This is a genomic window from Mesorhizobium sp. SP-1A, from assembly GCF_032460275.1.
In the GTDB taxonomy this organism is placed as follows: Bacteria; Pseudomonadota; Alphaproteobacteria; order Rhizobiales; family Rhizobiaceae; genus Mesorhizobium.
Genome location: NZ_JAVXZD010000001.1, coordinates 1,671,263 through 1,684,749, shown reverse-complemented (window position 1 = coordinate 1,684,749; position 13,487 = coordinate 1,671,263). Strand labels below are relative to the sequence as shown.

Annotated in this window: 5 protein-coding genes; all 5 read right to left on the bottom strand. The window is 64.3% G+C overall.

Annotated elements, in window-relative coordinates:
• The 5 genes from QU595_RS08275 to QU595_RS08255 all read right to left on the bottom strand — a co-directional run bounded on the left by QU595_RS08275 (position 1) and on the right by QU595_RS08255 (position 13,295).
• Positions 1-1,062 carry a YeiH family protein gene (locus QU595_RS08275; RefSeq protein ID WP_410000482.1) on the bottom strand — a complete coding sequence of 354 codons (1,062 nt, stop codon included), beginning with the start codon at positions 1,060-1,062 and terminating at the stop codon, positions 1-3.
• A gap of 135 nt (positions 1,063-1,197) precedes the next feature.
• Positions 1,198-1,884: a D-lyxose/D-mannose family sugar isomerase gene (locus tag QU595_RS08270; RefSeq protein ID WP_315920596.1), complete on the bottom strand. Its 687-nt coding sequence runs from the start codon at positions 1,882-1,884 to the stop codon at positions 1,198-1,200.
• 14 nt (positions 1,885-1,898) lie between these two features.
• Positions 1,899-2,654: a heme ABC transporter permease gene (locus tag QU595_RS08265; protein WP_315920594.1), complete on the bottom strand. Its 756-nt coding sequence runs from the start codon at positions 2,652-2,654 to the stop codon at positions 1,899-1,901.
• Between the two features lie 83 nt (positions 2,655-2,737).
• Positions 2,738-4,513 (bottom strand): glucan ABC transporter ATP-binding protein/ permease, encoded by a 1,776-nt coding sequence (locus tag QU595_RS08260; protein ID WP_315920592.1) that lies wholly within the window; start codon positions 4,511-4,513, stop codon positions 2,738-2,740.
• Positions 4,514-4,736: 223 nt separating this feature from the next.
• The gene (locus QU595_RS08255; protein WP_315920591.1) at positions 4,737-13,295 is read right to left on the bottom strand and encodes a GH36-type glycosyl hydrolase domain-containing protein; all 8,559 of its coding nucleotides are present in this window, start codon (positions 13,293-13,295) and stop codon (positions 4,737-4,739) included.
• Positions 13,296-13,487: the final 192 nt, after the last annotated feature.

Here is a 13,487-nt window from a genome sequence, read left to right as displayed (position 1 = left end):
TTATCCCGCGAGCTTCACCAGCATTAGGCTGAAGCAAGCGATAAAGATAAATGCCGAAAGAGCAAGCAGCAAAGGCCGCAGGCCGCGCGAGCGGATGGCCGAGACGTTGGTTTGCAGGCCCATGGCGGCCAGACCGACCGACAGCATGAAGGTGGTCAGCAGCACGATTACCTGCTTCACTTCCGCCGGGATCGTGACGAAGCTGTTGATGATGACGACGCCGACGAAGGCGACGACGAACCAGGGCATCGGCGGCTTGGCGGCAGATTCGCTCTTGCGGCTGCGGGCGGCCAGGATGCCGAGCGTGATGACCACAGGCGCCAGCATGGTGACGCGGGCGAGCTTGGCGATGGTGCCGATCTCGCCGGACTGCGGGCCGACCTGGAAGCTGGCGCCGATGACCTGCGCGATCTCGTGGATCGAGGCACCGGACCACAGGCCGAACTGATGCTGGCTGAAGCCGAGGAACGGCTCGAGCAGCGGGTAGCCGAGCATGGCGATGGTGCCGAACACGGTCACTGCTGCGACGGCGTAGGCCACGTCCTCGTCATTGGCGGAAGTGACCGCATTGGTCGCAACGACGGCGGAGGCGCCGCAGATCGACGTACCGGCCGCGATGAGCTGCGCCAGCTTGCTGTCCACGCCCAGCGTGCGGCCGAGCCAGACGGTAAAGCAGAAGGTCGCGCCCAGCGTCAGCGCAACGATGCCGACGCCCGACACGCCGATCGAGGTCAACTGGGTCACCGTCAGCTGGAAGCCGAGCAGGACGATGGCGTAGCGCAGAATGTTGCGCTGGCAAAAAGCGATGCCGGGCTTTGCGTGGGCGGGAGCGCCGACCAGGTTGCAGACGACCATGCCGACAAGCACCGCAAGGATCATCGGGCTGAAGATGCCGAGACCCGGAAGATTGCGGATGGAGAAGGCGGAAGCGGCGACGACGCAGGCGAGCACGATACCGGCCCAGACGGTCTGCTTGCCGAAACCGGCCGCCATGGCCTGGTTCTTGTGCGAACGATGGATGTTCGGCCGCGTGTCGTCGGCAGTTGGCGAGATTGAGGACATTGCGATACTCCAAAGCTGTTGGCCTTGGAATCGCATTCTTCCAATCAATATTCCAACGCATTATAAGTGTCGAAACGTTCGCTTTAACCGAACGATCACGCGAAAACTCCGTTTGGGCGGAGGCAGAAAAACGCCCTATCCTACCCAGCGCTCGTAGTCCGAAACGAGCAGATGAAGCGGCGCCACATCTTCTTCCACATCCGCGAAGCGGCCGATCGGTTCGCGGAAGATGTTGTCGGTGAGATCGTCGTTGACGGTGGAGACTTCACCGATCAGCACATCCTTGCCTTCCGCCCAGAAGGCATGCCAGACGCCCGGCAGCAGGGTCACGCTCTCGCCCGGATCGAGCTTCAGCAGGCCGCCGGCCGGCAGCTTGCGGATGGTGCCGTCCACGGGCACGGACACTTCCGCCGAGGGATCGATGCCGCCATCGGCGTCGGGCATGAAAAGCTCCAGCACCAGCTTGCCGCCGCCGCGGTTGATGATGTCTTCGGCCTTGATGACATGGCGATGCATCGGCGAAAGCTGGTCCTTGCGCGAGATCATGATCTTCTCGGCATAGAGCATGCCCGCGCCCTTCTTCATGTCCTCGAAGCGGCCGTTGCGGACGGTGAACAGGAACAAGCCAAGCTCATCGAATTTGCCCTGTCCGTAGTCGGTGATGTCCCAACCGAGCCTTGCATCGAAAATGCCGGCAGAGCTTTGCCGGCGCGCCTTCATCTCGTCCGGGGTCCAATAGGCGAAGGGCGGCATGACATAGCCGAAGGACCGGATGAAGCTGTCTGCTTCGCGAATGACCGTGTTGATTTCGGAGCGTTTCATGACGGGCTTCCCTGTCAGGATTCAGCGCGGCGGGCAGCCAGCCGCCGCATGGCCGCGACACGGCGCCGGTTGATTTCCGTGCGTATCGCCATCAGGTGCAGGGTAAAGAAGAGCATCGTAAAGCCCAAGGCCATCACCAGAAGCGGCCGCAGCAGGCTGGGATCGATGGTGGGACCGTCGAGCCGGAACACCGAAGCCGGCTGATGCAGCGTGTTCCACCATTCGACAGAGAACTTGATGATGGGAACGTTGATGAAGCCAACCAGGGTTATGATGGCGGCCCCCCATGCCGCGCGGCCCGGATCGTCGATCGCGCGGGTCAGCGCGATGATGCCGAGATACATCAGGAAAAGCACGAAGACCGAGGTCAGCCGCGCATCCCAGACCCACCAGGTGCCCCACATCGGCTTGCCCCAGATCGAGCCGGTAATCAGCGCAAGGGCGGTGAACACCGCACCGATGGGAGCGGCCGATTTCAGCGCGACATCGGCCAGCGGATGGCGCCATACCAGCGTGCCGAGCGCCGAAAAGGCCATCAGCGTGTAGCACATCATGGCAAGCCACGCGAAGGGCACGTGGATATACATGATGCGTACGGTGCTGCCCTGCTGGTAGTCTTCCGGGGAGGCGAAGCTCATATAGAGCCCGGCCGCCAGAAGCAGCGTCGAGACCACCGCAAGCCATGGCACCAGCCGATCGGCCAGCGCGACGAATCGCGTGGGGTTGGCAAAGTCCGCCCAGCTCGACGGGCGCGCGCTCATATCGCTCATGCGCCGTTACATAGACCGCCGCCGCGCCGGCGGCAATCACGGCAATCGGATGCGACGGTGAAGTATTGCCGCACAGGGGCCGATCAGGCGGCCTCGTCGCGGATCGATACGCTGGACAGGCGACGAACCTCGTCGTCGTTGAGCAGGCCGCCGGCGCGCAGCAACGAAGCGAAGCGGCCGTTGCGCATGGAGAGTTCCGTGAAGCCGCCCATCTCGACCACCCTGCCCTTGTCCATGAACACGACGAGGTCGGCGTCGCGCACGGTGGTCAGGCGGTGGGCGATGATGAAGGTCGTGCGATTGCGGCGCAGATCGTCGATGGCTTCCTTGACGCGCCCCTCGGTTTCGACGTCGAGCGCGCTGGTGGCTTCGTCCAGAACCAGGATCGGAGCGTCCTTCAGAACGGCGCGCGCGATGGCGATGCGCTGACGCTCGCCGCCGGAAAGCTGCCCGCCGCGCTCGCCCACGATGGTGTCGTAGCCGCCGCTCTTGGAGAGGATGAATTCCTGCGCGACGGCAGCTTCGGCCGCGGCGTGGACATCCTCATAGCTGGCATCGGAGCGACCGATGCGGATGTTGTCCTCGATCGAGCGATTGAGCAGGCCCGCATCCTGGAACACGGTGGCGATCGAGTGGCGCAGCGAAGCCCGCGTGACCGTGCGCGTGTCGATGCCGTCGATCAGGATACGGCCGCGCTCGGGAGCGTAGACGCGCTGCAGGAGATTGATGAGCGTGGTCTTGCCGGCGCCCGTCGGTCCGACGATGGCCACGGTCTGCCCGGCGTTGACTTCGAACGACACATCGTCCAGGCCCTGACCCGAATTGGGGAACTCGAAGCCGACATTCTCGAAGCGGATATGACCGGTGACCGCGCCAAGCTCGCGCAGGCCCTCGGGCTCGGCTTCCTCGATCGCCGAGTCCTCCATCTTGTAGAAGTCGACCAGCTTGGCGCGGGCTTCGGAAATCTGGTTCACGAAGGCCGACACCTGGTCCAGCCGCGCGATCAGGAGCGTGGCGAAGCCGGTGAAGGCGATGACGTCGCCGATACGCAGTTCGCCATGGCTGACGAGATAAGCGCCGATCATCAGCACCACCATCATCGAAATGGTCGAGGACAGGCGATGCAGCGCGCTGGCCAGCGCCCACCAGTCGAGAACCGGGTACTGGGCGTTGAGCAGATCCTTGATGTGCTTGCGCAGCGTCTCAGCCTCGTGGCCGATGCGGTTATAGCTCTGGAGGACGGCAACGTTGTTCACCGAGTCCGTCACATGGGCAAAGACGGTGTGGTAGTGCCGCTCGACGTTCGCCTGACCTACCTTGGTCTTGCGCATGACGAGGCGACCCACGGCGAAATAGACGACGCCGAGCACCAGCAGCACCGCCGACATGCGCAGGTCCATCGTCAGCGCGGTCGGCACCAGCAGCAACAGCGCGACGGCCGTGGACAGGTGCTGGCGCATGAATTCCAGCCACAGGGTGAAAAGGGCTTCCACCGCACGGATCAGCGTGTGCAGCGAATTGGAGGTGCCGCGTATATGGTGCCAGGCCAGCGGCATGGTGATGACGCGCTCGAAGGACGAGCACAGCACTTCGCAGCGGCGCTGGTGCGCGAAACGGTCGGCGCCACGTGCCACGAGCACGAAGGCAACGATGTTGAAGGCACCCAGCCCGGCCCACATTGCCAGGGGCGGCACGGCATCGATGCGGTTGGAAATGGCATCGATCACCCGGCCGAACATAATCGGCTCCAGGATAGTAACTGCTGCCAGGGTGACGTTAGCCGCACAAAGGAACGCTACACGCTTCTTCTCGGAAGCAAGATAAGCGAGCGCTCTCCAGTAGATTTGCAGAAGGGACACTCGACTACTCCGCGAAACTATCCGTTTTGCACCGTATCATCGGTGTGGATACGTATATTCAGTCGGATGACAAAACAATGCTCCCGCACCCCGTCCGTTCCGATTCCGCGAACAAAACATGACAACGGATCGAAATTTGGCGTGATCGGTTAACGGTTTGAGATAAAAGGTGAAATGCCAGTCCTGCGGCAAAATTGCGGCAGCGGCGCGCGCTGCCGCAATTTTAGTCATCGGACCTGACGCCCGCCGGTATCTTGACGACGATCTCGAGCTTCGAACCGGATTTCGGCTCAAAGGACAGGCCCTTGACCTTGTTTCCATTGACCTCGAGCGTGATGGACCTGGCGCCCTTCGCGCGCACGACCCGGATCGAGCAATCGGCGTTCGCCAGCTTCAGCCTGGCGGAATAGCCGTCCCAATGGGAAGGCAGCCTGGGATCGATTTCGATGCGCTTGCCGCGCCGGTTTATGCCGAGAATGCCCTCCACGGCCGCGCGGTAGAGCCAGCCTGCCGAGCCCGTGTACCAGGTCCAGCCGCCGCGCCCGGCCTTGTCGCCGGAATAGATGTCCGCGGCCACCACATATGGTTCGACGCGGTAGTGTTCGGCCGCGGCCTCGTCCGCCGCGTGGTTCACCGGATTGAGCATGGAAAGGCAGCGATAGGCTTCGTCGACCTGTCCCATCCTGGCCAGCGCGATCACGAACCAGGTCGCAGCGTGGGTGTACTGACCGCCGTTCTCGCGCACGCCCGGCGGGTAGCTCTTGATATAGCCCGGATTCTTCTCCGTCTTCGAGAAGGGTGGCGTGAAGAGCTTCACGATTTTGGCATCGTCATCGACCAGCATCTTCACGGCACTGCCCATGGCCGTGCGGGACCGTGCCGGATCGCCCTCGCCCGAGAGCACGCTCCATGACTGGGCGATGGAGTCGATCTTGCATTCGTCGGAACTGCGCGAACCCAGCGGCGTGCCGTCGTCGTAGCTGCCGCGCCTATACCACTCGCCGTCCCAGGCGCTGTTTTCCAGCGCCCGCTTCAACGAGGCGACGTGGGCTTCCCAGGCGTCGGCGCGCTTGTCGTCGCCCTCCGCCTTTGCGACCGCGATGAAGTCCACCAGCGTGCTGAGCAGGAACCAGCCGAGCCAGACGCTCTCGCCCTTGCCTCCCTCGCCCACGCGGTTCATGCCGTCGTTCCAGTCGCCGCCAAGGATCAGCGGCAGGCCGGCGGGGCTGCTGCGCTTGATGGCAAGCTCGAGCGCCTTCGCGCAGTGCTCGTAAAGCGAGGCGGTCTTCTTCGAGGATTCGGGCGTGAAGAACGCGTCGTGCTCCCCCGGCTCCAGTTCCGGCCCGTCTATGAAGTGCAGTTTCTCCTTCAGGATCGTCTTGTCGCCCGTCGCTTCGAGATAGCGAGCGGTGCCATAGGCCAGCCAGACGACGTCGTCCGAGATCATGGTCCGCACGCCTGCCCCGCTGCGCGGCAACCACCAGTGCTGGACGTCACCCTGAGGGAACTGCCGTTGCGCGGCGTTCAGGATCTGCTCGCGCGCCAGCGCGGGATCGTGCGCCATCAGCGCCAGCGTGTCCTGCAACTGGTCGCGGAAGCCGAAAGCCCCGCTGGCCTGGTAGAACGCCGAACGGGCCCGGATGCGGCAGGCCAGAGCCTGATAGGGCAGCCAGTGATTGACCATGGCGTTGAGGCCGTCATCCGGCGTCTCGACCTGGATCGTGTCCAGGAACTGGCGCCAGTCCTTCTCGTTGTCGGCGAGCCGCTGGTCGAAGTTCTTGGCGCGGTGCGTCTTGATCAGGGCCGTGGCCTCCGCGGCGGAACCTGCATCGCCCAGCAGCCAGAGCAAGGTGACGTTGCCGCCCGCCGCGACCTCGATGTCGCGGGCGATGGCCGCGCAGGGATCGTCGCCCGCCTCGACCCTGCCGGACAGCGCCGCTCCGGCGAGAGCGGCCTGTGGCCTGCGGCTGTCGCCATGGCGCCCGATGAACTCCTGCCGATCGGCCGTCACCGAGTCCGGTGCGCGATCGGAAGCCAGGAAGGCGAACCGGTCGCCGAAATCCAGTCCGTAGGGGTTCTGCGCGAACAGCGCCCCCGTCGCCTTGTCCAGCGAGGGGATGATGGTTGCGGCGGTTTTCGACCTGTGGCTGCCCAGGACCCATTCCGCATAGGCATATATGCGCAGCCTTGCCGGTTTCGCGCCTTCATTCTGGATGCGCAGCCGCGTGATCCTGACGGGGTCCGCGGGATCGACGACATGGGTCAAGTCCATCGACAAGGTGTCGCGCCGGGTGCGGAAGGTGGAGAAGCCCTGCCCGTGCCAGATCTCATATGTCATCGCAGGATCGCGAACCACGGTGGCGAGCGGCGAGAACGTGTCGCCGCTGTCCAGGTCATGAACGTAGATGCCCTCTCCCGGCCGGTTCGTCACCGGATCGTTCGACCAGGGCGTGATCTGATAGTCGCGGCTGTTGCGGCTCCAGGTGAAGGCGGCTCCCTCCGCCGAGACATGGAAGCCGAAGCCTTCGTTGGCGATGACGTTGATCCAGGGCTGCGGCGTCGTGCGCCTTCCATTCAAGCGCGTGACATAATGGCGGCCGTCGCCGGCGAAGCCGCCGAAGCCGTTCCAGCGGTTCAGGCCGTCCCCGCCCGAACCGAGCGTCTCCAGCTGCCTCGATCCGCCATGGGAGGAATCCGGCCGATCCTTGCGCGCCAGGGCACCGCCGGGCTGCGCTGCATCGCGGGCCTGGATGGCTGCGGTGTCGGCGCGTTCGATCTGGTCGAAGATGGTGCCGTTGCGGGTGTGCAGCACCACGCGGGCCACGGCCAGCAACGTCCTGTAGGTCGGCTCGTCCATCAGGTCGCGGCGCACCGTGAAGATGTGCTGGCGCGGCCCCAGTTCGCCGCCGCGCAGGCGGCTGTTCTCGGCCAGCGACTCGATGGCGTGCTGAAGGTCCTGGACGTAGGACGACGCCTGCTCGTTGACGATGACCAGGTCGGCGGTCATGCCGCGCGAACGCATATATTCCTGGAAACGCAGCGCCTGGGCGACGATCTCGATGTCGGCGATATCGCCGATCCGCACCGCGAAAATCGGAAAATCGCCGGAAATACTGGTCGGCCACAGGCTGGACTGCTTGCCGAGCCCCGATGCGATGACTTCCGACGGCACCCGCAGGAACGGATCGGGATAGATCAGGTAGCGGGCGAGTTTCTGCACGTTTGCCGCGTCGGTCAGGCTGAGGCCGAGGTGGCGGGTCTGCACCTGCGAACGGGTCCACGCCAGCATCGACTGGCGGGCGAAGCTCTCGGCATGGTCGAGACGCCCCCGGGCTTCCTCCAGCTCCTCGCGATTGGTGCCGAAGGTGGTCCAGTAGGTCAGGGCGATCTTCTTGTTGGCCGGAACACGCACCCGCCGGCGCAGGGAGACGATCGGGTCAAGGGTGAAACCGGCATGTCCGCCCAGGCGTGCACCGCTGTCGAAGGCTGCCGCCTCTGCAAGGGTTCGTCCCCGGCCGATGAACGCACGGCGGTCCGTCTCCGCCTCCGTGTCGCGCGCGAGGCCCGACGGGTCGGTGACGAAATGCGCCAGCGCTACATCGGGTTCGCTGGCTTCCCTTTTGCGGCGGGTGGCGAAGATGGCGTTGTTGTCGGGCGAAATCTCCGTTTCCACGAACATCTTCGAAAAGGCCGGATGCGCGTTGTCGGCGTCCTCGGAGCCCAGCACCAGTTCCGCGAAGGAAGTCACCTCGATATGGCGATCGGTTGAACCGTCATTGTAGAGCGTGACGCGCCTGCCCTCGCCGTTGCCCTCGGACACGACGATGCATTCGACCTCCGAACGCAACGTGCCGACCGTTTTGACGAAGCTTGCCTTGTCGTCGGAAAAGAGCGTCTGCGCGACTTCGTTCGGCGCCCGCTTCGGCTCGGTCGTCGCCGACCACCAGTCGCCGGTGTCGACGTCGCGCAGGAAGATGTAGGAGCCGAGCTTGTCCTCGGTGGGATCGGGCTGCCAACGGGTGATGGCGGTGTCGCCGCAGCGCGAATAGCCGGAACCCGTCGCCGTGACCATCACCGAATAGCGGCCGTTGGAAATCAGATTGGTCGCCGGAAGCGCCCATGCCGGGTCCAGGATGATGCGCGAATCCGGGCTTTGCACCTCGGTATCGTCCTTGGAAGACCGTTCCTCGGCCTCGGTGCGGACCGTGTCGGCCGGGATTTCGCGCGGCGCCTTTTCCTGCAAAAGCAGTTCCGCCGATTCAATGACCGGGTCGCTGTGGAAGCGGTCGCGCAGCCGGCCCTCGAACACGGCGTCCGCTATGGCGGCGATAGACATGCCGGAATGGTGCGCAAAATAGTTCAGCACTACCGCGCAGCGGGCTCCCTCGGGCACGCGCTGGGGGGTAAAGTCCACCGCGTCGTAGTAGCCGTGGCGGCCCAGTGCGCCGATGCCTTTCAGGCGCCGCAGGTTCTCGACCGCCTCATGCGGCATGAACTGCGCCGCCAGGATCGTCGCATATGGCGCGATGACCGTGTTCTGGCCAAGACCGCGCTTGAGACCGAGGCCCGGCACGCCGAAATTGGTGTATTGGTAGTTCATTTCCCGGTCGCGGGCGTTGTAGGCCGCTTCCGAAATGCCCCACGGCACGTTCTTTTCACGGCCGTACTGGATCTGGCGCTTGATGATGAGCTTGCTTGTCTGGTTGAGCAGGCTGCCCTGCGGTTCCTTCATGACGAGCGGCGGCATCAGATATTCGAACATCGAGCCGGACCACGACATCAGAGCGCCGCGGAAGCCGATCTCGACGATGGGACGGCCGAGCTTGAACCAGTGCTCGGTCGGCAGGTCGCCCTTGGCGATAGCGAACAGGCTAGTCAGCCGGGCCTCGGACGCCAGCAGGTCGTAGCAGGCTTCGTCAAGCTGGTGCTCCTCGACCCGGTAGCCGATGGACAGGAGTTTGCGCTCCGGGCGCATCAGGAACGAGAAGTCCATCTCGAACGCGAAACGGCGCGTGCGCTCGCGCAGTTCGAGCAGCTTGGCGCGCAACGCCTCGACCGCCTTGTCGTCGCTGTGCGCGTCGCGGACATGGGCTTCGCAGGTCGCTTCCAGCCGTGCGGCCCAATCGGTCAGCACCTCGCTGCTGGACGATGCCGCTTCGGTATGGATGGCGGCGGCAAGCTTGCGGATCTCGCCAGCCAGCACGGCCAGGTTGATCGTGCGGATCGAAGCCATTTCGGGCTGGGCCTTGATCGTGCGCACGGCGCGCCGCATGCCGTCGAGACGGTCGGCAAGGCGCTGCCTCAGCGGCCGCAACTGCCGGCGGTCGTCGGGGAGTTCGTCAAGGCTTTCGTCGAGAATGGCGACCGTGTCGAGGATGCCCTCGAAATCGCCCTGGAGGTGGACGGACGGCGCCTCGGCCCATTCGGCACAGGCGGCGGCCACCGCTACCAGGTGACCGGCCAGATTGCCGCTGTCGACCGCCGAGATGTAGAGCGGATAGAGCGGCTTCAGCGTGTGGGTGTCGTACCAGTTGTAGAGATGGCCGCGGCTGCGCGGCATGTTCTCCATGGTCGCAAGCGTGGCGTCGATGCGGGTAACGGCATCGGACAGGCTGATCCAGCCGAAATCGCGGGCCGACACCACCGACAGCAGATAGACGCCGATATTGGTCGGCGAGGTGCGCGGTGCCACCACGGGCACCGGGCTTTCCTGGAAGTTGTCGGGCGGCAGGTGGTGGTGTTCCTCCACCACGAAACTCTCGAAATAGTGCCAAGTCCGCCGCGCCGCGATGCGAAGCGCGAACACGTCGCGCGGCAGGATGTGCAGCCGGTCCTCGGTTTCGGCCGAACGGCTGATGAGCCAGGCGAAGGCCGGCGAGCCGATCCAGAACACGGCAAAGAAGAAGGCGACGAAGGCACCGGTGGAATCGGCAAGCACCGGGATGGCCAGGCCGACCAGGCCGATGATGACCGCGCCGAACATGAGGCCGTAATAATAGCCGAGGCCGTCGCCGGAGCCCCGATGGGCCTGGGAAGCCGTGCGCCATTCCAGCAGGCTCTTGCGCGAGACGAAAAGCCGGTAGAGCGTGCGGCCGATGGCGTCGCACATCATCCAGGCCAGATGCGCCATCAGGACGATTTTCAGCGCGACCATGGCGGTGCCGAAGGCGATGTCGCGCGCGAGCGCCGAAAAATGGCCGCGCGGCGTGGAATCACGGCTCTTCGGGAGCAGCGAATTCACGATGTCGAAGGTCGGCGCCATGAACAGCGACAGGATCAGCAGCGCCTGCCATTGGGCGGCCTGGGTGAAGGGCAGCAGCGTCCAACCGGCGATCGACGCCAGCACCCAGAATATGGGCGTGAGCGAACGGCGCAGATTGTCCACCATCTTCCAGCGCGACAAGGCCGGCACGCCGGAGCGCGGATCGAGGATGAAATTGAGAAGCTGCCAGTCGCCTCGCGCCCAGCGATGATGGCGCGAAGCGTCCACCGAATAGCGGGTCGGGTAATCCTCGACCAGCTCCACGTCGGTGACCAGCGCCGAGCGCGCCAGGGCGCCTTCGAGCAGGTCATGGCTGAGGATGGTGTTCTCCTCGATGCGGTCCTTCAACGCCGCTTCGAAGGCATCGACGTGATAAAGCCCCTTGCCCGTGAAGGAGCCGTCGCCGAACACGTCCTGGTAAAGGTCCGATACGGCAAAGACATAGGGATCGAGGCCGCGATTGGCCGAGAAGACGCGCTGGAAGAACGAAGCGTCGTCGCCCGTGGTCAGCGAGGGCGTGATGCGCGGCTGGAGGATGGTGTATCCGGACGTCACGACCCGCCTGGCGGCATCGAAATGCGGACGGTTGAGCGGATGGTACATCTTGCCGACGAGCTTGGCGACCGCGCCGCGCGTGGTGCGTGTGTCGGCGTCCAGCGTCATGACGTAGACGACATTTTCGGGCAGCGGGGATTCCAGCGGCAGGAAGGTGGTGTCGCTGTCGCCGCGCAGGAGCAGGTTCAACTCGTGGAGCTTGCCGCGCTTGCGTTCCCAGCCCATCCAGCAGCCCTGCGAGGGATTGTAGAGGCGCCTGCGATGCAGGAGATAGAAGCGCGGAAGCCCTTCGGTCGGGTAGCGCGCATTCAACCGCGCGATCTGGGTGCGGGCGAAGTCAAGGATCTCGGTGTCGGTGGCGCTGAGTTCCTGCTGGCTGTCGGGCCAGTCCGAAAGCAGGGCGAAATAGAGTTCGTCCGACATGTTGGCGAGGTAGTGCACCTCGATGTTGCGGATGTTTTCCTCGACGTCGTCGCGTGAGCCGATCAACGAGGGCACCACGACCAGCGTGCGCGCTTCCGCCGGGATGCCGTCCTTGTATTCGTAGCCGATCAGCCGGGTCGGCTTCAGGAACAGCAGAACCACGGTGTTGAAGAAGGCCAGCGCGCCCTCGCTGGCCGGAACGGAGAACAGCACGAGCATCAGCGCGATGGCCGCCGGCGACAGGCCGAGGACGACCAGCGCGGACCCGGTCGCCCACAGAAGCAGGATCGTCAGCGCGAAGACGGGCACCACCAGACCGAGCCAGCCGCTCTGGCGGAAGGAGCGCTTGAAGTGCTCGGCAAGGCTCGGCCGGTAGCCGATTGCCCGCTCCAGTTCCGGACGGCGCGGTCCGACCACGAAGAAGCCGACATCGGCAGGCTCGGCCGATCCGCTTGTGGCGCGCTCGCCCCCGGCCATTTCGGTGGCTCTTTCGGCGACGGAATATTCGGACTGCTCGGAGCGCCGCGCCAGTTGCTCGATCTCGCGCCGGTACTGGTCGCGGGAGGCGAAGTCGAGCGCATTGAAATTCGTCCGCTCGCGCAGGAGCGCGTCGATGCGGCTGACCTCCTCGAACCAGACCGTCCAGTCGACGTCGTTGATGAGGCGCAGGCCGCGGATGATGTTGCCGGTGGTCACATTGCCGCTTGAGAGCGTCTGGTGCTCGGCAATGGTGATTTCCTCGGCGTCGGTTCCGGACTTCTCAAGCTCGTCTTCGAGCCATTCCAAGGCTTTGCCGGCATTTTGCGAACCGTCCCGCAAACGGTAGAGCAATTGCGTGGCGAAGGTGGTGTCGCGGGCATGCGACGCGTAGGGCGCCAGGATGGACTTGTCGTCGTCCTCGGTCAAAGCGAGCACGCGGTCCGCGACCTCGTTGGCGATCATCCGCATGTCGCGGGTCCGGTGGACCCTGACTGCCAGGCGGCGCAAATTCTCGATCAGCACGAAGCGCAACAGCGACGGCAGCGCCCAGATTTCGCCGATGCGCATCGGTTCGACGGACTGGAAACCTTCGACGATCGCCTTGAACATATGGGCCGAGACGGAGCTGTCGGAATGCTCCACATAGGCCCATGCCACCGCAAGAGCGCGGGGTATGGTCGTTCCGTCGGGCAGTTTGAGGGTAGGAAGCTGGCGATAGAAGCGCTGAGGCAGGTCGCGCTTGATCTGGTAGATCGTTTCCTCGACCAGATAGTTGTTGTCCAAGAGCCACTGCGCGGCCGGCGTGATCGTCTCGCCACGCCCCTGCGCCGCATTGGTCAGCCGGTAGACCTCGAGGATTTTCTTGGCGTTCTCGCGGATGCGGGCCTGGAAGTCGAAGGGCAACAGTCCGGCCAGTTTGACGACCTCGCTCTTGGCGAGGTTTTCGCCCAGGTTGCGCAGGCGGTCTTCGGGCAGGAATTGCGAGCGGATGGGCTCTTCCAGCGTTGTCGGAACATGCGCGCCTGTCTTTTCGATCTGCGCGGGGCTGGTCTGTATGTTCATTAATCAATCCATGCGGCGGGGGCGCCCCGGCAATAGCGCGGAACGCGTTCCTGTAACCGATTTAAACATAATTGGTTGCATCGCAACAAAAGTCGGCGAGACCGTCTTTTCGTCCCGAACTCACAATAGCAGGCGTTGTCCCCCCGGCAACCTTCGAGCGTTCGCTTTTGCGTGCGCCGGGCGGATGGAGAG

Bases quoted from the DNA above. Each gene is read 5' to 3' on its own strand.
- QU595_RS08275 (WP_410000482.1), bottom strand. From the start codon at position 1,062: ATGTCCTCAATCTCGCCAACTGCCGACGACACGCGGCCGAACATCCAT.
- QU595_RS08270 (WP_315920596.1), bottom strand. From the start codon at position 1,884: ATGAAACGCTCCGAAATCAACACGGTCATTCGCGAAGCAGACAGCTTC.
- QU595_RS08265 (WP_315920594.1), bottom strand. From the start codon at position 2,654: ATGAGCGATATGAGCGCGCGCCCGTCGAGCTGGGCGGACTTTGCCAAC.
- QU595_RS08255 (WP_315920591.1), bottom strand. From the start codon at position 13,295: ATGAACATACAGACCAGCCCCGCGCAGATCGAAAAGACAGGCGCGCAT.